The sequence below is a fragment of the Mycetohabitans sp. B2 genome, assembly GCF_021733735.1.
GTDB classification, from domain to species: Bacteria; Pseudomonadota; Gammaproteobacteria; order Burkholderiales; family Burkholderiaceae; genus Mycetohabitans; species Mycetohabitans rhizoxinica.
This window is the reverse complement of record NZ_JAHKSP010000015.1, coordinates 63,999-82,865: the sequence shown is the minus strand read 5'-3', so window position 1 is coordinate 82,865 and position 18,867 is coordinate 63,999. Positions and strand designations below refer to the sequence as shown.

The 18,867-nt window shown below is 64.2% G+C and carries 15 protein-coding genes, 1 tRNA gene and 1 pseudogene; 13 read left to right on the top strand and 4 right to left on the bottom strand.

The genetic code is table 11. The annotated features are described in order from the left end of the window. The first annotated feature begins 299 nt into the window (after window positions 1-299). Entirely contained in the window at window positions 300-680 is a 381-nt protein-coding gene (gene crcB, locus KPG66_RS02785; RefSeq protein ID WP_041754077.1) for a fluoride efflux transporter CrcB, read from the top strand. Between the two features lie 3 nt (window positions 681-683). Here crcB and KPG66_RS02780 read toward each other — a convergent pair whose 3' ends face one another. Beyond that, window positions 684-2,513: an FAD-dependent oxidoreductase gene (locus KPG66_RS02780; RefSeq protein ID WP_237069948.1), complete on the bottom strand. Its 1,830-nt coding sequence runs from the start codon at window positions 2,511-2,513 to the stop codon at window positions 684-686. A 112-nt stretch (window positions 2,514-2,625) separates the two neighbouring features. Here KPG66_RS02780 and KPG66_RS02775 point away from each other — a divergent pair, with 112 nt between their 5' ends. Further along, window positions 2,626-3,552, top strand: a complete 927-nt coding sequence (locus KPG66_RS02775; protein ID WP_237069947.1) for a glycosyltransferase family 9 protein — start codon at window positions 2,626-2,628, stop codon at window positions 3,550-3,552. Here the strand turns inward: KPG66_RS02775 and KPG66_RS02770 are convergent. Together KPG66_RS02770 and KPG66_RS02765 are read right to left on the bottom strand one after the other, a co-directional pair. After that, window positions 3,549-4,835 carry an MFS transporter gene (locus KPG66_RS02770; RefSeq protein WP_237069946.1) on the bottom strand — a complete coding sequence of 429 codons (1,287 nt, stop codon included), beginning with the start codon at window positions 4,833-4,835 and terminating at the stop codon, window positions 3,549-3,551. The genes KPG66_RS02775 and KPG66_RS02770 overlap by 4 nt on opposite strands. 28 nt (window positions 4,836-4,863) lie before the next feature. Further along, window positions 4,864-5,949 (bottom strand): annotated as a pseudogene (locus KPG66_RS02765) (gamma-glutamyl-gamma-aminobutyrate hydrolase family protein); the annotation flags it as partial. A 206-nt stretch (window positions 5,950-6,155) separates the two neighbouring features. Between KPG66_RS02765 and KPG66_RS02760 the strand changes: the two are divergent. The 7 genes from KPG66_RS02760 (at window position 6,156) to KPG66_RS02730 (ending at window position 12,950) form a co-directional block, all read left to right on the top strand. Beyond that, a complete protein-coding gene (locus KPG66_RS02760) occupies window positions 6,156-7,547 on the top strand; it encodes an amidase (protein WP_237069945.1) in 1,392 nt (463 codons plus the stop codon). A 55-nt stretch (window positions 7,548-7,602) separates the two neighbouring features. After that, a complete protein-coding gene (locus KPG66_RS02755) occupies window positions 7,603-8,121 on the top strand; it encodes a disulfide bond formation protein B (protein WP_013434436.1) in 519 nt (172 codons plus the stop codon). A gap of 234 nt (window positions 8,122-8,355) precedes the next feature. Continuing rightward, entirely contained in the window at window positions 8,356-8,484 is a 129-nt protein-coding gene (locus KPG66_RS02750) for a hypothetical protein (RefSeq protein WP_370645060.1), read from the top strand. Further along, window positions 8,481-9,518 (top strand): adenosine deaminase, encoded by a 1,038-nt coding sequence (locus tag KPG66_RS02745; RefSeq protein ID WP_237069944.1) that lies wholly within the window; start codon window positions 8,481-8,483, stop codon window positions 9,516-9,518. Before KPG66_RS02750 ends, KPG66_RS02745 begins: the two co-directional genes overlap by 4 nt. Window positions 9,519-9,550: 32 nt before the next feature. Beyond that, window positions 9,551-10,921 carry an NCS2 family permease gene (locus KPG66_RS02740; RefSeq protein WP_237069943.1) on the top strand — a complete coding sequence of 457 codons (1,371 nt, stop codon included), beginning with the start codon at window positions 9,551-9,553 and terminating at the stop codon, window positions 10,919-10,921. Between the two features lie 23 nt (window positions 10,922-10,944). After that, window positions 10,945-12,282 carry a guanine deaminase gene (gene guaD, locus KPG66_RS02735; protein ID WP_049786346.1) on the top strand — a complete coding sequence of 446 codons (1,338 nt, stop codon included), beginning with the start codon at window positions 10,945-10,947 and terminating at the stop codon, window positions 12,280-12,282. An 86-nt stretch (window positions 12,283-12,368) separates the two neighbouring features. Beyond that, complete coding sequence (locus tag KPG66_RS02730) at window positions 12,369-12,950, top strand: TMEM165/GDT1 family protein (protein WP_041753115.1); 582 nt, start codon at window positions 12,369-12,371, stop codon at window positions 12,948-12,950. Window positions 12,951-13,010: 60 nt separating this feature from the next. On the opposite strand, the gene KPG66_RS02725 is transcribed toward KPG66_RS02730, so the two are convergent. Beyond that, the gene (locus KPG66_RS02725; protein ID WP_336886344.1) at window positions 13,011-13,775 is read right to left on the bottom strand and encodes a DUF4136 domain-containing protein; all 765 of its coding nucleotides are present in this window, start codon (window positions 13,773-13,775) and stop codon (window positions 13,011-13,013) included. 228 nt (window positions 13,776-14,003) lie between these two features. Here KPG66_RS02725 and pepN point away from each other — a divergent pair, with 228 nt between their 5' ends. From pepN to KPG66_RS02705, 4 genes are all read left to right on the top strand, one after another. Beyond that, window positions 14,004-16,712 carry an aminopeptidase N gene (pepN, locus tag KPG66_RS02720; RefSeq protein ID WP_237069942.1) on the top strand — a complete coding sequence of 903 codons (2,709 nt, stop codon included), beginning with the start codon at window positions 14,004-14,006 and terminating at the stop codon, window positions 16,710-16,712. A gap of 166 nt (window positions 16,713-16,878) precedes the next feature. After that, window positions 16,879-17,901 (top strand): class 1 fructose-bisphosphatase, encoded by a 1,023-nt coding sequence (locus tag KPG66_RS02715; RefSeq protein ID WP_013434429.1) that lies wholly within the window; start codon window positions 16,879-16,881, stop codon window positions 17,899-17,901. A 117-nt stretch (window positions 17,902-18,018) separates the two neighbouring features. Next, window positions 18,019-18,094: transfer RNA gene (locus tag KPG66_RS02710), tRNA-Thr, on the top strand. 508 nt (window positions 18,095-18,602) lie between these two features. Next, window positions 18,603-18,749 (top strand): hypothetical protein, encoded by a 147-nt coding sequence (locus KPG66_RS02705; protein ID WP_013434428.1) that lies wholly within the window; start codon window positions 18,603-18,605, stop codon window positions 18,747-18,749. The last annotated feature ends 118 nt before the right edge of the window (window positions 18,750-18,867 follow it).

The following is an 18,867-nucleotide window of genomic DNA, read 5'->3' as shown; positions in this document are numbered from 1 at the left end:
AGTTAACATCGGGCGCGCCAGCTTACAAGCCGCGCCACGCCGAGATGTGGGTAAAGATCAGCCCGCAGCCGGGGGAGGCGCTTGCGCGCACAATGCGCTTGACAGGCATGCAGCTGCGGCTGCAGCTGCACGTGTCATGACGCGGGCCATGTGCGCGCCGAGCAGCGCGCGCGCAGGCCTTCACGTGTGCGTCCTGTGACTGTGCGCCGCACTCCTGTACACCACACCATGGCGACGGACGACGTATCCGCTAGAATCCAGGATTTAGTCTACCGGGCAGCGCCCGAATGGAACCCGCGATGCTTTCATCGATAGCCGCAGTCGCGCTAGGCGGCGCGCTCGGCTCGCTGCTGCGCTGGGTGCTCAGCACGCGCTACAACCCCCTGCTTCCCGCGTTGCCGCTCGGCACGCTCGCCTCGAATCTGATCGCCGGTTATGTGATAGGCGTGTCCATTGCGTACTTCGGCAAGCATGCGGATCTCGCGCCGCAATGGCGGCTATTCGTCATCACCGGCTTGATGGGTGGCTTGTCGACGTTTTCGACGTTCTCCGCCGAAATCACCGCGCATCTGCAAGCCGGGCGCATCGGCTGGGCCGCCGGCGAGGCCGCGATCCATCTCGCCGGCTCGGTGCTGATGACGCTGGCCGGGCTGGCCAGCGTCATATGGCTTCGCCGCTAGCGGCTAGCGGGGCGATGCTTCCGTCGGTTCGCCCGCACGCTGCGTTTGCGGCAGCGCGCCAAACCAATCCTCGCAATAGCGCAGCAGCGCGGGCGCATCGCTCAGCAGCCGTCCGCGGGTCGCAACGTAGCCGTCCGGACGAACCAGGTAGAAGCACGGGCGCGTGCGTCCGTAGCTAAAGGCCAGCGATGAGGCGGTCTCGCCCGCTACATCGCACGGCTGTTGCGTATCGCTCACCCGCCATGTCCGCACGCGCGCACGAAGCAATGCCTCGACCTTGGCAGCAAAACCGCCCAAGGCGCCGGCCTCTTCACGCGCGCGCGACTCGTCATCGTCAGCCGACACAAGCATCAGCAAAGTAAAACTCGCCGGATCGTACAAGTCGAACAGGCGAGCCACATACGGCACTTGGCCGAGCGGGCCATCCATCACATGCACCAATGCGTCCGGTGCCCGCTCGCCAGCGCGCACGCCCCCGTCGAGTGGGCACTCCAACGTCAGCGGGCTGCGCCGGTACTGAATCGCAAGCTCGCTCACGGCGCGGCGCGCAGCATCACGAACCGGCCCGAGCGAAGCGATCAGCGGCATCAGCCGGTCGCGCACGAGCCGCAGTACGCCGTGATCGGCCTCGACCAGATGCGTAGCGAAGCTGGTCTGCCGCAGCACGCCGCGCTCAATCGGATTGCGCTCGAGATGGTACGTCTCGAGCAAGTGATCCGGAGCACCGCCGTTGAGCACCTGCGCCAGTTTCCAACCTAGGTTCAGTGCCTCATGGATCCCGGTGTTCATCCCCTGCGCACCCGCTGGGCTATGCACGTGCGCGGCGTCTCCGGCCAGGAACACGTTGCCGGTGCGCAGCCGCGCCACCATCCGGCTGTGAATGTGGAAATAGGAGGACCACGCTAGTTGCGACAGCCGCACCGGCACATGAATGCGGCGCTCGACCCACTGCTGGCATTCGTCGAGCGAGGGACCGTTGCCATCGTCCGTCCCGCGTTGCCGATCCTCGACATCGTCGAGCTGTGCCGGGTAGTCTCCAGCGCGGCGGCGTTCGCGCTGCATGCTCGCCCCGGCAGCCGGCGCCGATGTGGCAGGTAGCAGCCCGGTGCGCACTGCAGCCTGGTGCGCCGCGCCAAGCGGCGGCCGGTCCGCGATCAGCCGGTAGCGATCACCGCCCAGCGGAAAGACCCCTGCCAATCCGTCAGCCGTGGCAAACAATTGGAATTCATCGACCGGCAATGTCCAATCCACGCGCAAATCCGCCAGCAGGAATGACTGGTCAAGCGTTTCGCCGGCAAACGCGACGCCCAGTAAGTGGCGCACCGTGCTGTGTGCGCCGTCGGCACCAACCAGATACCGTACCCGCTGCGTTTGCACGCGCCCATCGGGCAGCCGCAGTGTCGCGTCAACCCCGGCTACGTCCTGCTGCAGCCCGATCAGCTCGACGCCGCGCTCGATGTCCACGCCCAATGTGTGCAGATGTTCAGCGAGAATCCGCTCCGTCTGCGACTGATCGACGAACAGCAGGTAAGGATAGCGGGTCTGCAGCGGGTCAAAATCGAGCCGCAGCAGCGTTTGCCCATTCGAGTACAGATGGGCAGCGCGGCCCCGATGCCCGATCTCGATGAACGGCTCCACCACGCGATGCAACTCGAACAATTCAAGCGTACGCGCCTGAATTCCGATCGCGCGGGAGGTGGTGGCGGGACACGGCGCGCGGTCGATGACGCGCACCGCAATACCCGCGCGCGCTAGGCTCATTGCGGCGGCCAGTCCCGTCGGGCCGGCGCCCACGATCAGCACCTGCGGTGGCTGTAGCGAAGAATGGGCCATGCTGCACTCCATCACTGCTGTTCGGTTCAGTTTAGACCATTCGGCGGCGCTTCCCATGCGGCAGCGCGACAGCAAGCAACGCGCCTAGCCCAGCGTGCACCTGAATTTGGCGATGATGTATCTAACCCGCCGCGATTTCGTACGCGGCTGGCGCGCCTATGAGTGGCGCCATGCAACGTTGGCGAGGCCCCACACGATCGACTTGCCGCGCTGGCACGGCGATGTGCCGCTGGCGGACCAAACGCTGCTGGTCCACGCGGAACAAGGGCTCGGTGACACGTTGCACTTTGTGCGTTATGTGCCGCGGCTGGTGCCACTTGCCGCGCACGTCGTGTTGCAAGTACAAGTCGAACTGGCACGCCTGCTCGAGCCGTTCTGCGCGCGCCATCGCATCACGCTCGTGCATGATGGCACGCGGCTGCCCCCCTGCGACTGCCATGTTCCATTGCTGAGCCTGCCACGAGTGTTAAACCTGGATGACCAGACGCTGCACGAGACCAGCGTGCCGTATCTGCAAGTGCCGCTCGCGTATCAGCACAAGTGGCAAGGCCGCCTCACACGCCACGCACCGAGCCGGATTGGCCTCGCCTGGTCCGGCCGCATACAGCCGAACGAAACCCGAGCAGTGCCGTTCGATGTGCTCAAGCCGTTGCTGGCACTGCCGCAGATTGACTGGTTCGTGCTGCAACGTGACTGGACTCGCGCCGATCTCGACGCGTTCAACGCGATGCAGGCTACGCACGTGCATCGGCTGGACGCAGCGATCGGCGATTTTGCCGACACCGCCGCCATCATCGAGCAATTGGATGCCGTGGTATCGGTCGACACGTCGATCGCGCACCTGGCCGGCGCGCTGGGCGCACCACTTTGGTTAATGCTGCCGTTCGCGGCCGACTGGCGCTGGTTCGAGGACCCGCACCGCACGCCGTGGTATCCGCGCGCGCGCCTGGTACGGCAACGCGTAGCCGGCCAGTGGGAGGATGTGGTCTCCCGGATCCGGGACGAGATCGCCGCCACGACGGCGCGCACACACGCCTAAGCCAGCTTGTACCGATTGCGTGCCGCCTCGCTGCGGTACAGGGCCAGCGTCGCGATCAGGCCGCACAGCGCGGCAGCCGACATCCACAAACCCGGCGCCGCCTGGTTGCCGGTCACATGGATCAGGTAGGTCGAGATCGCCGGCGTGAAGCCGCCGATGGTCGTGGCCAGACTGTACGCGAGCGAAAACCCGACGGTGCGCACCTCAACGGGCATCACCTCGGTCAAGCCGACCACCATGGCGCCGTTATAGCATGCGTAGATGAACGAGAGCCACAGCTGCACCGCCAGCAACCGCTCGAACGAGGGCCGCGCAACCAGCCATTGCATCGCCGGATACACGCTCACCAGGGCGATCAGCGTGAACGCAATCAGGATTGCACGGCGCCCGATTCGGTCCGACAGTGCGCCACTGACCGGCAGCCAGAACAAATTCGACAGGCCGATGCAGATCGTCACCACGAGCGTATCCACAGCAGACAGCTTGAGCACCTCCTTGCCGAAGGTGGGTGTGTACGCGGTGATCAGATAAAAAGACACCGTGGTCATGATGACCAGGCCCATGCCGGCGATCACCGTGCGCCAGTTCGCGACCATCGATGCGAAGATCTCGCCCATCGTCGGGCGATGCTTGCGCGCCAAAAATTCGTCAGTCTCCGTCAGCGATCGCCGGATCAGGAACAGAAACGGAACGATCAGGCAACCGATTAGGAAAGGTATCCGCCAGCCCCACTCACCCATTTGGTCGGCCGGCAACACGCGGTTCAGGATCACGCCGAGCAACGCGGCAAAAACCACCGCCACCTGCTGGCTACCCGACTGCCACGCGCAGTAGAAGCCCTTGCGCCCCTTGGTTGCGATCTCCGCCAGATAGACCGATACGCCACCAAGCTCGACCCCGGCGGAGAAGCCTTGCAGCAGCCTACCGGCCAGCACCAGTGCCGGTGCCGCCAGCCCGATCGTCGCATAGCCGGGCACGAGCGCCACCGCCGCGGTCCCAACCGCCATCAGCAACAAGGTCAAGATGAGGCCCTTGCGGCGCCCATGATGATCGATGTACGCCCCTAACACGATCGCCCCGAGCGGGCGCATCAGGAAGCCGGCGCCAAACACCGACAACGACAGCATCAGCGACGCGAACGCACTGCCAACCGGGAAGTACGTCTTCGCGATCGCCGACGCATAGTAGCCGTAGACCATGAAGTCGTACATCTCCAAGAAATTGCCACTGGTCACGCGGAATACGGCACGCACTTTCGATTCTGACACGGTTGTCGCAGTCATCTGGCCTCCTGAGGAAAAACATCGACGGTTAGAAGCGGGTCTCGCGCGCCGCGCGCAGAAACGTATCGAGCAGCGGCGTACAGTCAAGCAGTTCGGCGCCGCCCGCGCGGTGGAATTCGGGATGCCACTGGACGCCGACGACGAACGGCGAGCGGCGATAGCGCACGGCCTCCACTAGGCCGTCGTCGGCCGAGATCGCCTCGACGCTCAGGTCACGCCCGACAGTCTTCACCGCCTGGTGGTGAATCGAGTTGACCAGCGCGTCGCGCTTGCCGGGGAACAGGCTGGCCAGCGTCGAGCCTTCCGGAAATAGGATCGCATGACGATGCCGGTCGTATTGCTCGTTCACATGAGGCACGGCGTTGGGCAGGTCCGTGGCGATGTCCTGGTACAGCGTGCCGCCGAACGCGACGTTGATCAATTGGCATCCTCGGCAAATGCCCAGCACCGGCTTGCCCGACTCGATGAATTCGTGCAGCAGTTCCAGTTCGTACATGTCCCGCACGCGGTCGCCCGGCCACTCGAGCCGCGCGCCACTGTCTGCATAGGTTTGCGGCGACACGTCGGCGCCGCCTTGCAACACCAGACCATCCAGGTGACGGGCATAATCGCGCAGCCTGATGTTGCTAGGATGCAGCATGCCGGCATGCCCGACCGTGGGGATCATCATCACGAGCACGTCGCGCGACATCACCCAATGCGCGACGGACTCTTCCAGGTATTGCAGCGTCTTACCGCGCAGGCCCTTGCCGCCCGGCTCGGGATGGAAGATGCGCGCCGACACCCCGATGCGCAGCGTACGCTGCGTGATGCGCTGGCCGGCACGGTCGAATAGTTGCCGTGCACGCGCGGCGATGATGCGCCCGAACACGCTCCACGCCGAATCGGACTGTTTCAGGTAATTGGGCCGCGACGCCGGCTCACGCGCATACGCCTGCGGCGGCGGATGAGAGGGCGTGCCGAAGTCGGGCACCGTTTGATAGAGATCCTTGGGCGGCGCGCCCGAGGGCACGCCGCCCGCCGTTTCGGCCTCGGGTTGCGGCTTGACGCAGAAGGCATCGGCGGCCGGCGGCGCTGGCGCCGCGCCTTGCGCCACAGGGACGGCGGCCGCGGATTCAACGAAGCGGGGAGTCGAGTGTTCGCTCATGGTGAATCGTCAGACGTGCAGAACCGCACATTTTCAGCCAGGGTTCGCGCATTATCCGCCGTTCACCGCGCACGGGCAAACAACGGCCTTCATTCGCATACAATGCGTGCACGGCACGATGTTTTCCACGACGCCGCCACGACCCCGCATTGCTTGCCGGATGGACTTCGATCATGACAGTTTCCCGCACCGCTGATTTCACGCCGCTGCCGCCGTTGTCGGCACTTGCCGCCGCGCTGCAGGCCGGCACGAGCACCAGCCGCGCGTTGGTCGAGACCGCACTTGAGCGGATCGCCGCGCCGCACGGGCAAGGCCGCTCGGTGTTCATTCAGGTGCACGCGCAGGCGGCTCGCCAATGCGCGGATGCGCTGGACAAGCTGCGCGCCGCCGGCACGGTGCTGTCGCCGCTGATGGGCGTGCCGGTCGCGATCAAGGACCTGTTCGACATCGCCGGCCAGGTCACGCGCGCGGGCTCGGTCGTGTTGTCTGACGCGCCGCCCGCCCGCACCGATGCGAGCACGGTCGCACGGCTGCAACAAGCCGGCGCGGTCATCATCGGACGCACCAACATGACCGAGTTCGCCTTCTCCGGCCTGGGACTGAACCCCCACTACGGCACGCCGGCCTCGCCATGGCAGCGCACCGCCGGCGACGCCGAACGCCGCATTGCCGGCGGCTCGTCGTCGGGGGCGGCCGCGTGCGTTGCCGACGGGATGGCTGCGGTTGGGCTCGGCACCGACACCGGCGGCTCGGTCCGCATCCCAGCCGCGTTGTGTGGGTTGACCGGCTTTAAGCCAACCGCGCGGCGCATTCCGACCGATGGCGTGGTGCCCCTGTCCTCGTCGCTCGACTCGGTCGGCCCCATCGGCTCGTCGGTCGCCTGCTGCGCCCTCATCGACCGGATCTTGGCCGGCCTGCCGCCTGTCGTGCCGCCGGCGCGGCCCATCGAAGGCGTGCGGCTCGGCGCGCTGACCCACCTGATGCTCGACGACATGGACCTGAGCGTGGCGCGCGCCTATGACGACGCCCTCCAGCACCTTTCGGCGGCCGGCGCGCGGGTCAGCGAACTGCGTTTCGCGCCGCTCGAGCGCCTCGCGCACATCAACCGGCTGAACCTGCCATCGATCGAGTCGTTCGCATGGCACCGCAAGCTGATCGAAAACCGTGCCAGCGACTATGACCCGCGCGTACTGGCCCGCATCCGCAAGGGCGAGCACGCTAGCGCGGCCGACTATATCGAGTTGCTGCGCGAGCGAGCCGACATCATCGCGCAGGCCGAGCCGCTATGGCACAGCTTCGATGCCATCGTCTGTCCGACCGTGCCCATCGAGCCGCCGCGCATCGCGGAACTGCAAGCGGATGACGCTGTCTATGCGCGCGTCAACGCAACGATACTGCGCAACCCGAGCCTGATCAATTACCTCGACGGCTGCGCGCTGTCGTTGCCGTGCTCGCGTCATGGCGAAGCGCCGGTCGGCCTGATGCTGGCCTCAGGCACTGGTCGCGACACTGCCCTGCTCATGCTGGGCCGCGCGGTCGAAGCCGTGCTCGCACCGCTGCGATGACCGCATGCCGGCCTTGTGCGACGTGCCCCGACGTGTCCTCACTGGGTAAAACACTATGAATGATTCTTTGAGAGTGCGCCGTGAGCGACGCCTACTGGTCCTGCTGGGACTGGCCTGCGTCGCCCTCATCAGCGGCGCGTTGTATCTGCAGTACTTCAAACACGAAGATCCCTGCCCGTTGTGCATCATCCAGCGCTACTTCTTCTTGCTGATCGCCGTGTTCGCATTCACCGGCGCGACGCTACGGGGGTGGCGCGGCATCGCGGTATTGGAGACACTGATCGTCGTTGCGGCGGCCGGCGGGATGGCCGCCGCGATCCAGCATATCGAGGTCCAGGCCAATCCGTCGTTTAATTGCGGCTTCGACGCACTCGAGCCGATCGTCGATGCGCTGCCGCTCGCCAAGCTGTGGCCCGGCGCGTTCAAGGTCGCGGGACTGTGCGAGATACCGTACCCGCCGATCCTTGGCTTGAGCCTGCCACAATGGGGACTGATCGCGTTCGGCCTCATGTTCGTGCTCGTCTCGCGCAGTCTATGGCGCACCCGCAAGCTGCGCGCATCGCGCCAAGCATGAGGCGCGATGCGTGAGGTGTGAGGTGTGATGCTGAGCGCCTAATATCCGGGTGAGCGCTGATCCGCGCAGCACCGAACACTGTTGCGCGATGCCACCTGGCCATCCCCCGTCATCGCTCCATACGCCATTGCAGAAGTCCTTTCATCGGCGCTGCTTTGCCCGTGCCTGCGCAGCGGCCAACAGGCCCCCACGCGGAGCGATCCGCGAGGCATCGGGCCTACCCAATTGGCTCGGATGACGTGCCCAATCGGTATCGAGGGCGTGGCAAGCAAGGCGCCCACGTCGATGGCGATCGCCGTAGCGGCACAACTGTTGCGTGTGGTAGAACAACGCCATCCCTACACGATGTCACAGTCGCCATGAACCCGATCCTCGCAGACAAGATCACGCACGCGCCGAAAGCGGAGCTGCATATCCATATCGAGGGCTCGCTGGAGCCAGAATTGATTTTCGAGCTGGCCCGCCGCAACGGCGTTGCGCTGCCGTACCCGACAATCCAGGCGCTGCGCGACGCGTACGCGTTCACCGACCTGCAGTCGTTTCTGGATATTTATTACGCCGGCGCAAGCGTGCTGCTGCACGAACAGGACTTCTACGACATGACTGCGGCGTACGTCGAACGCGCCATGGCCGATCACGTCGTCCATGCGGAAATCTTCTTCGACCCGCAGACACATATCGAACGCGGCGTGTCGATCGAGACCATGGTGACCGGTATGGAGCGGGCGCTGGCGCAGGCCGACGCGCGGGGGCTTTCCAGCAAGCTGATCCCGTGCTTTCTGCGCCATCTGCCGGAAGAACATGCGTTGCAGACGTTCGATGCCGCGCTGCCGATGTTCGAGCAGTATGGGCACAGGCTGATCGGCGTTGGACTAGATTCATCCGAGTACGGTCATCCTCCGTCCAAGTTCGCACGCGTGTTTGCCCTCGCGAAGGAGCGGGGCTTGAAGCTGGTCGCCCACGCGGGTGAAGAGGGGCCGCCGGCATACGTCGTCGAGGCGCTCGACGTACTGGACGTACATCGCGTCGACCACGGCGTGCGCAGCATCGAGGACGCGGCATTGGTCGCGCGGCTGGCGGACGCGCGTGTTGCGCTGACCGTGTGCCCCCTGTCAAACCTGAAGTTGTGCGTCGTCAACGACATGACCGAGCATACGCTGAAGCGGCTGCTGGATGCCGACGTGATGGTGACGATCAATTCCGACGATCCGGCTTATTTCGGCGGCTACATCAACCAGAATTACCTGGCGATCGCCGACGCGCTGAAGCTGACCGACGACGAGTTGTACAAGATCATCCGCAACGGATTCGAGGCATCGTTCATCACCGACGCGCAACGCGCGGCCTACCTGTCATTGCTGGACGCATACTGGCATACGCCGCAAGCCCAGCCATAACGCACTGAAGCGGAACTTAGGAGAAACAAACTATGGAAAGTCAACGCGGCGCGGCAGCCAACGCTTCGCTGCTGAAGCGCTTCTTCGGCGTGCGCGAGAACGGTTCGAGCGTGCGCACCGAGGTGGTGGCCGGCATCACGACGTTTCTGACGTCGATGTACATCATCGTGGTCAATCCTGCCATCCTGTCACAGGCGGGCATCCCATTTCCGGCCGCGCTCAGCGCCACGGTGCTGGTTAGCTTCGCCGGCAGTTGTGCGATGGGCTTGTACGCGCGCAACCCGGTGCTAGTCGCGCCCGGCATGGGGATGAATGCGCTGTTTGCGTTCGTCATGGTGCACGCCGGCAAGATGCCGTGGCAAACGGCGCTGGGCTGCGTGTTCTGGGCGGGCGTGATCTTCGCGGTGCTGGCCGCCTTCAACGTGCGTCGGCTCGTGGTCGACGCGATCCCGGCCAATCTGCGGCACGCGCTGTCGTGCGGCATCGGTCTGTTCATCTCGCTGATCGGGCTGGTCAATGCGAAATTTGTGATTTCCGATCCGGTGACCATCGTGCGTGCCGCGTCGCTGAACCCGGTGATCGTTACGTTCCTCGCCGGCCTGGCGGTCACCACGGTGCTGGTGGCACGTCGCGTCACCGGTGCGCTGATGATCGGCATTGTCGTCACGACGATCCTGGCGATCCCAATCGGGCGCCTGTGGGGCGACGGCAGCGCGTACTGGCCGGCGGCGATGGCCATGCCCACGCTGGTGAACTGGCACGGCCTGGTCGCAGCGCCGGACTTCTCCGCGCTGTTTCAACTGGACCTGGTCGGGGCGCTGAAGGTCGCATACTGGCCGTTTATCTTCGTGATGCTGTTCACTTCGTTTTTCGATGCGCTGTCCACATTCATGGCCGTGTCCAACGCCGGCAACCTGCTGGATGCCGATGGCAACCCGCGCAACATCCGGCAATCGATGATCGTCGACGCGTTCTCGGCACTGGTGTCCGCGCCGCTGGGCACGTCGCCGGCCAACGCCTACATCGAGTCGGCTGCGGGCATTTCCGCGGGCGGGCGCACCGGGCTGGTTGCGGTGGTCGCCGCGGTGTGCTTCCTGCCCTTTCTGTTCCTTTCTCCGCTGCTGTCGCTGGTGCCGGCGATTGCCACCGCCCCGGCGCTCGTGCTGGTCGGCGTGTTCATGATGGAGCCGATTACGCGGATCGAATGGCACCGTTTCGATGAGGCGATACCCGCGTTCATCGCGATGATCCTAATTCCGCTCACGTACTCGATTACCGCTGGCATCGCGTATGGCTTTCTGGCCTTTGTCGTGCTGAAGCTGTTCGTCGGCCGGGCCCGCGAGGTCAAGCCAGCCATGTGGGCGAGCGCGGCGCTGTCGGGGTTGATGCTGGCCCAACTCTGATTTGCTTTGACCGCAGGACAACCATGGCCCAGACTGTTTATCGCGCCAGGCTCCTCGTCTTCGATGCGCCGTTCGATGGTATCTATCCGGGCGCTGAGCAACGGGCGAGCTTCAACGAGGACGGCGCGCTGCTCGTCGAGCATGGCCGCGTCGTCGCCAGCGGCGCCTACGATGCCGTCGCACCGCGCATCACCGCGCAGGCGAGCGTCATCTCGTTGCGCGACAAGCTGATCGTGCCCGGTTTCATCGACACGCATCTGCACTTTGCGCAAACTGAGATCATCGCCTCGCCCGCGCCTAGCCTGCTGCCATGGTTGCAGACGTGGACCTTCCCGGCCGAGCGCCGCTTCGAGGACGCGGCCTACGCGCGCGAGGTCGCCGACTTTTTCCTGGACCAGCTACTGGCGGCCGGCACGACCAGCGCGGCAGTGTATTGCAGCGTGCATCCTCAATCGGTGCACGCGTTGTTCGAGGCCAGCCACGCGCGGAACCTGCGGCTGATTGCCGGCAAGGTACTGATGGACCGCAACTGCCCGCCGTTTCTGCGCGATACCGCGCAAAGCGGCTATGACGACAGCTTAGCGCTAATGACACGCTGGCACGGTACCGGACGCCAGTTGTACGCATTGACGCCGCGCTTTGCGCCGACCTCGACACAGGCACAACTGGACGCATGCCGCACGCTGGCCGCCGCCCATCCGGACGTATTCATCCAAAGCCATGTGGCCGAGAACACCGACGAGATCGCCTGGGTCGCGCAGCTGTTTCCCGGGCACCGCAGCTACCTAGACGTCTACGAGCACTACGGGTTGCTAAGGCGCCGCGCGATCTACGGCCATTGCATCCACCTGGATGACGTCGACCGCGCACGCATGGCCGCCTGCGGCGCGCTCGCGTCGCACTGCCCGACCTCAAACCTGTTCCTGGGTAGCGGCCTGTTCGACTTTGAGGCGGCCGACGCCACCAACATGCCGGTCGCTTTGGGTAGCGACGTCGGCGCAGGAACCTCGTTCTCGATGCTGCAGACGATGAACGAAGCCCACAAGATCGCGCGCCTGCGCGGGTACCATCTAAGCGCGTTGCGCATGTTCTGGCTGGCCACCGCTGCGGCCGCTCACGCACTTGAGCTGGCCGGGCACATTGGCACGCTGGCGGCGGGCAGCGAGGCGGATTTTATCGTGCTGGACCCGGCCGCCACCACGCTGCTCGCGCGCCGCACCGCGCAGGCGGACTCGCTCGAGGCGCTGCTATTCGCGTTCGCGCTGCTCGGCGATGATCGTGCGGTCGCGCACACGTATGCCGCAGGCCGCCTGGTCCATTCAAGGGCCACGCCGCCCGAACTCGCGGTCCAGCTGCGATAAGACCGATAATCCACGAACTGCCGGAACAGGCCGGGCAGCGCGTGAATCGTCGTTTGCGCATCCACGGCCTGCGGATAACCTCATTGATGACCGAAGCTTTCCTCGTTTGCGCCGGCAGCGTCGCACTCGCCGAGATCGGCGACAAGACACAGCTGCTATCCCTCGTGCTCGCCGCCCGCTATCGCAAGCCCTGGCCAATCGTGTTCGGCGTGCTGGCCGCCACGCTGGCGAACCATGCCGGCGCAGGCGCGCTCGGCCAGTGGTTGTCGTCGCTGCTCACGCCCGACGCGATGCGCTGGGCGCTCGCGCTGTCGTTCATCGCAATGGGCGCGTGGGTGCTGGTGCCAGATAGATTGCGCGCCGAAGACGCGCGGCCCGCGCAGACCCGGCTGGGCATTTTCGGCACGACGGTGCTCACGTTCTTTATCGCGGAAATGGGCGACAAGACGCAGATTGCGACGATCGCACTGGCCGCGCGATTTCACGACCTGCCGAGCGTGGTCATCGGCACCACGCTCGGCATGATGCTTGCCAACGTGCCAGCGATTTTCCTAGGCGAGCGTTTTGCCCACCGGTTGCCCACCACCGCAGTGCACGCGGTGGCCGCGGTCATGTTCATCGTGCTCGGCGTGCTGGCACTGTGCGGCATCGACCTTAGCAGCCAATAACCCCGTTGGGTGGTCCATGACCCCGTTAAGCCGCAAGCACTCGGTGCCCCGCACTTGCGCTCAGCGCCCCACACTCGGTGACGCAGCCGAGGCCGGCTGCTCGTCGCGCATCGGCGAGGCCGCCGGAACATCGGAGCGCATCGGAGACGCCGCCGCTGCAGCCTTCTCATTGGACGACGGCGCGTCGCCCGCCGCCTGTCCGTGCAACTGGGCAGGCAAGCGCACCTGCCGGGTCGTGCCGTTTTGCAACGGGAAGTCGGCCAGCGCGCTGCGTATCAGGTATGGCATGGCGAGCGGCAGCGCCTGGCGCGCGGTCGGCGTCGTCGCCGTGACCTTGTACCGCTCCTTGCCGCTCGCGCGCTCTGTTATGCGGATCGTCAAGCGCTGCATGAACACGGGCAGTGCCGTATCGACGTAGGTCGGCATCATGCCGAACGGCCCCCACGGGCCGAATCGTCCCCATCCTGGCCACCATGGATCAGTATAGATGGGTTGCTGCACGACAATGCTGCCGGCGTGCGTGCCATAGGCCAGTTCGACGTTATAGTGGGCGCTGGCCGGCGCCACCTGTCGGAAATTGTAGTGTGACAACTCGTCAGCGAGTTGCGCCTCATAGGTGCGCTGCTCGATACTGTTCTGCTGCTGCGCATCACGCTTGAATGCAAAAGTGCGGTCACGGTCCGAGGCGCTGGTACTCCATGCATTGAACGCGATCACATCCGAAGTCACATAGCTGGCGCACCCCGACAGCACCAGCATCGCAAGCCAGCCGGCCGCCCATGGGCGCCCACGTGTCATGCACTGCAAAAATCGTCTGAACATCATGGTTTTCCTTAGATTTGGCTTTCGTGCCGGCCGCCCGGCGAAACGCCCGCGACGCAAGTTCATTATCTATTTTGTACAATCATCGGATCAACATGTCCACGGCCTCGCCGCGGTCACCTGAAACATAAGACACCGGTTCACGCCATTCTTTCCCGACGCGGCTCTTGACGCCATGCGACGGCGCGGCCCGGGTCCATTGCCATTGAACCGCCTTTCGACGGATACGCCATGTCCAAACCTGCTGAAACCACCGTTATCCGCCGTGCGGATTACACACCGCCCGCGTTCCTAATCGATAACGTGGAACTCGAATTCGATCTCGTGCCGGAACGCACGCTGGTGCGCAGCACATTGCGCGTGCGGCGCAATCCGCAGGCCGGCGACGCGGCTGCCGACCTCGAATTGGCCGGCGAGGCATTGGAGTTGCTGTCGTTGACCGTCGATGCCCGCGCGCACGATGCGGTAACGGTGCACGACGGCGGGCTCGTCGTGTCGAACGTGCCGGAGGCGTTTGAACTGGTAATCGAGAACGCGTGCCGCCCCGCCACCAACACGACATTGTCGGGCCTTTACGTCTCCAACGGCAATTTTTTCACCCAGTGCGAAGCCGAGGGCTTTCGTCGCATCACGTACTTCCTGGACCGGCCCGACGTGATGGCGACCTACCGCGTCACACTACGCGCCGACCAAGCCGCTTATCCGGTGCTGTTGTCCAACGGCAATCTGGTGGACAGCGGCACGCTGCCGCACGGCCGGCATTATGCGAAGTGGGAGGATCCTTTCCGCAAGCCGAGCTACTTGTTCGCGCTGGTCGCCGGCAAGCTCGTTGCCCGCGAGCAAACGATGACGACGCGCTCGGGCAAGGAAAAGCTGCTGCAAGTATGGGTCGAGCCGCATGACCTAGACAAGACCGGTCACGCGCTCGATTCGCTGGTGCGCGCGATTCGCTGGGATGAGCAGCGCTTCGGGCTCGAGTTGGACCTGGACCGCTTCATGATTGTCGCCGTCAGCGATTTCAACATGGGCGCCATGGAGAACAAGGGACTTAACATCTTCAATACGAAGTACGTGCTCGCGAATGCGCAGAGCGCGACCGACATCGACTTCGCGAACATCGAATCGGTCGTCGGGCATGAGTACTTCCATAACTGGACTGGCAATCGCGTGACCTGCCGTGACTGGTTCCAGCTCAGCCTCAAGGAAGGACTCACCGTATTCCGTGACCAGGAGTTCTCCGCCGACATGGCGGGCGGCGCCACCGATCCGGCCGCTGCCGCAGTTAAGCGCATTGACGATGTACGCGTGCTGCGGCAGATGCAGTTTGCCGAGGATGCCGGCCCGATGGCGCATCCAGTGCGACCGGAAAGCTATGTCGAGATCAATAACTTCTACACGGTCACCGTCTACGAGAAAGGAGCGGAAGTCGTGCGGATGTACCAGACGCTGTTCGGACGCGACGGCTTGCGCCGAGGCATGGACCTGTATTTCAAACGGCATGATGGCCAGGCGGTGACCTGTGATGATTTTCGCGCTGCAATGGCTGACGCGAACCACCGGGATCTGGCCCAGTTCGAGCGCTGGTACAGCCAGGCCGGCACGCCCCGCGTGGCGGTGCGCACCGCATATGATCCGATGGCCCGCACCTTGACATTGACGCTGGCACAGCACTATGGGGAATCGTCGCCGCAGGCGGCGCAAACGCAAAAGGGGCCGCTGCTGATCCCTTTCGCACTCGGCCTGCTCGACGCGCAAGGGCGCGACATGCCGCTACGCCTGCAAGGTGAACCGGCCGACGCCGGTGCGGCAACCACGCGTGTGCTCGAACTTACCGACACGGAGCAGTCCTTCACGTTTGTCGACATCGCAGAGAAGCCACTGCCGTCGCTGTTGCGCAATTTCTCCGCGCCGGTGATCGTCGAATACGACTATACATCCGACGAACTCGCGTTTTTGCTCGCGCATGACAGCGATCCGTTCAACCGCTGGGAGGCCGGGCAGCGCCTGGCCACGCGCGCGCTGCTGTCGCTGGCCACACAGGTGCAACAGCACGAGCCGCTCGAGCTACCGGCGGCGTTCATTGCCGCATTCGGCGCCGTGCTGCGCGACGCATCGTTGTCGCCGGCGCTGCGCGAACAAGCGCTGACCCTGCCATCCGAGACCTATTTGGCCGAGCAAATGGACGAAGCCGATCCGGCCGCCGTTCACCAGGCGCGGCAATTCGTGCGCCGCAGGCTGGCGGCCGCGCTGCGCGAGGATTGGCTCGCCGCGTACGACATGCACCGCACACCAGGCGAGTACGACCCGAACCCGGCCGATGCCGGCAAGCGTGCGCTAAAGAACTTGGCGCTACACTACCTTGCAGAACTGGACGATCCGACGGACGCGTTGCGGCTCACCCGTGCGCAGTTCGACGAGGCCAACAACATGACCGACCGCGCTGCCGCGCTCGCCACGCTGATCACGTTGCGCGCGAACGCGCCCGCCCAAGCGCAAGCTGCAGCACAAGCCGCGCTCGACGCATTCTACCGCCGCCACAAGGACGACGCGCTGGTGATCGACAAGTGGTTCGCGCTGCAGGCTCAGCAACGCGGCGGCGCAGGCCGACGCACGCTCGACACGGTGCGTGAGCTGATGCGGCACCCGGCCTTCAACCTGAAAAATCCGAACCGGGTCCGCGCGTTGATCTTCAGCTTCTGCGCGACCAACCCGGATCAATTCCATCTATCGGACGGCTCCGGCTACGCGTTCTGGGCCGAGCAGGTCATCGCGCTCGACGCAATCAATCCGCAGGTGGCCGCCCGCTTGACCCGCTCGTTGGAGCGTTGGCGCAAGTTCGTGCCGGCGCTGCGCGAGCCGATGCGCGCGGCGCTGGAAAAGGTCGCCGCCGACGCAAGTTCGAAAGACGTGCGTGAAATCGTTGGCAAGGCCCTGGCGTAGCCGTTGCTTAAAGCGTCGGCGAATTGTTATAGCGCAGGCTCGCCAACGCACTGACGCGCCACACCGCCCATGTAGAATGGCGGCCATGCAGATCGCGGCGCGGTGCTAACGACAGTGTCCCAAGACAGCGATCGCGCCTCTCGAATAGCGTTTTTCGGAGCTTATTATGGAAGCGACCCGGCACACCTTACGCCGCACGACTCTCACCCAATACCTGATCGAACAACAGCGCGAACATAACAGCATCCCGGCCGATCTGCGGCTGCTGATCGAGGTCGTGGCGCGCGCCTGCAAGCTCATTAGCTATCACGTCAGCAAGGGCGCGCTGGGTGAGGCGCTCGGCAGCGCCGGCAGCGAGAACGTCCAAGGCGAAGTACAGAAAAAACTCGATATCCTGTCCAACGAAATCTTGCTCGAGGCCAACGAGTGGGGTGGCAACCTCGCCGCGATGGCATCGGAGGAAATGGAAAACATTCATCCGATCCCCACGTTCTTCCCCAAAGGCGAGTACCTGCTGCTGTTCGATCCGCTCGATGGCTCGTCCAACATCGACGTGAACGTGTCAATCGGCACGATCTTCTCGGTTCTGCGCTGCCCCGATGGCACCAACCCGACCGAACAATCATTCCTGCAAAAGGGCTCGTGTCAGGTGGCGGCCGGCTTTGCGGTGTACGGCCCGCAAACGGTGCTCGTGCTAACCACGGGCCACGGCGTCAACTGCTTCACGCTCGATCGAGAACTCGGCTCATGGGTATTGACGCATCGCGACCTGCGCATCCCAGTGGACACGCGCGAATATGCGATCAATGCGTCGAACCAGCGCCATTGGTATGCACCCGTGCAACGTTATGTCAGCGAGCTGACGCAGGGCGTGGACGGCCCCCGCAAAACGGACTTCAATATGCGCTGGATAGCATCGATGGTGTCGGACGTGAACCGCATTCTGCATCGCGGCGGCATCTTCATGTATCCGGCCGACAAGCGCACGCCGGACAAGCCCGGCAAGCTGCGCCTCATGTACGAGGCAAATCCAATGGCGTTCATCGTCGAACAGGCGGGCGGCGCCGCGACCAACGGCGAAAAGCGGATCCTGGACATTCAGCCCAAGAGTTTGCATGAGCGTGTCGCCGTGTTCCTCGGCTCCAAGAATGAAGTTGATCGCGTGACACGGTACCACGTCGAGGGCTGAGTACGTTATTCGGATGCGAGCGCTCCTGACACCGCAGTGGTGGGCAGGGAGGCGGGCACAGGATGTCAGCGGGGGTTGCCAACCCCCATCATCCACTCTTATAATCTCGCTTCTGTTGCCGGTGTAGCTCAGTTGGTAGAGCAGCGCATTCGTAATGCGAAGGTCGGAAGTTCGAGTCTTCTCTCCGGCACCATGGATTTAGCCCGTAAAACTTTGTTTTGCGGGCTTTTTTTGTGTCCTCCGCTTCTCGCGTGGCGCGCCGCCGCCCTCCGCGGACAGCATGCGTCGCCGCGCGCTCCTCCTAACTCGCGCGCATGCAACGCCTCGTCTGCACATGCCGCACACCGCCGGCACGGCCGTCCGTTGGTCGGCCACCGTTGCGATACGTTCAATCGTCTCGCGGCACAGACGGTGTCAATGTCGGGTGCCGATGTTCGGTGAAGGCCTCGGTACGGTAGCGCCCAGTCAACCGCCCGCCAATCACCAACAATTGAGCATTTGCCGCACGAAACGCGGCGCGTTGCCACACTGTTTCCCTGCTTGATGCAATGTACGCGGATATTTTCCAGTCGCACTGCTTTCTATTGGGCTGCTGTGCTGTTATAGCAACAGAAGGGAGAGAAAAACGCGTCGTGGCCACGTGACACTAACACACGATCGGACCCGAAGCGGATAATCGATTCACGATAAGGAGAGTCACCATGGAAGCCAAACCCACCAAGATTCCGTCGCCAGACAAGGTCGCTAGCCCAGACCCGGAACCGGTGGGCGTCGAGTTTCTCGCAGACCTGCCCGAGCACGTCCGCGCATTCTTTGACGAACAACGCAAGTCCGGCAACACGCAGTAAGGGCGCGCTACGCGCCTCGGTTCTTGTCACGTCGGTGCCATTTAGCTGCCCGCGTGTGAGCACCACCTGCGTCCAACGCGGTTAATCGGCGACGCTCGTTTGCCGTGTGTTCGCATGC

Coding starts and splice junctions, on each gene's coding strand:
- KPG66_RS02740 (WP_237069943.1), top strand. CDS start 9,551: ATGGAAAGTCAACGCGGCGCGGCAGCCAACGCTTCGCTGCTGAAGCGC.
- KPG66_RS02730 (WP_041753115.1), top strand. CDS start 12,369: ATGACCGAAGCTTTCCTCGTTTGCGCCGGCAGCGTCGCACTCGCCGAG.
- KPG66_RS02755 (WP_013434436.1), top strand. CDS start 7,603: ATGAATGATTCTTTGAGAGTGCGCCGTGAGCGACGCCTACTGGTCCTG.
- crcB (WP_041754077.1), top strand. CDS start 300: ATGCTTTCATCGATAGCCGCAGTCGCGCTAGGCGGCGCGCTCGGCTCG.
- KPG66_RS02780 (WP_237069948.1), bottom strand. CDS start 2,513: ATGGCCCATTCTTCGCTACAGCCACCGCAGGTGCTGATCGTGGGCGCC.
- KPG66_RS02725 (WP_336886344.1), bottom strand. CDS start 13,775: ATGATGTTCAGACGATTTTTGCAGTGCATGACACGTGGGCGCCCATGG.
- KPG66_RS02775 (WP_237069947.1), top strand. CDS start 2,626: ATGATGTATCTAACCCGCCGCGATTTCGTACGCGGCTGGCGCGCCTAT.
- pepN (WP_237069942.1), top strand. CDS start 14,004: ATGTCCAAACCTGCTGAAACCACCGTTATCCGCCGTGCGGATTACACA.
- KPG66_RS02770 (WP_237069946.1), bottom strand. CDS start 4,835: ATGACTGCGACAACCGTGTCAGAATCGAAAGTGCGTGCCGTATTCCGC.
- KPG66_RS02750 (WP_370645060.1), top strand. CDS start 8,356: ATGACGTGCCCAATCGGTATCGAGGGCGTGGCAAGCAAGGCGCCCACG.
- KPG66_RS02760 (WP_237069945.1), top strand. CDS start 6,156: ATGACAGTTTCCCGCACCGCTGATTTCACGCCGCTGCCGCCGTTGTCG.
- KPG66_RS02705 (WP_013434428.1), top strand. CDS start 18,603: ATGGAAGCCAAACCCACCAAGATTCCGTCGCCAGACAAGGTCGCTAGC.
- KPG66_RS02745 (WP_237069944.1), top strand. CDS start 8,481: ATGAACCCGATCCTCGCAGACAAGATCACGCACGCGCCGAAAGCGGAG.
- guaD (WP_049786346.1), top strand. CDS start 10,945: ATGGCCCAGACTGTTTATCGCGCCAGGCTCCTCGTCTTCGATGCGCCG.
- KPG66_RS02715 (WP_013434429.1), top strand. CDS start 16,879: ATGGAAGCGACCCGGCACACCTTACGCCGCACGACTCTCACCCAATAC.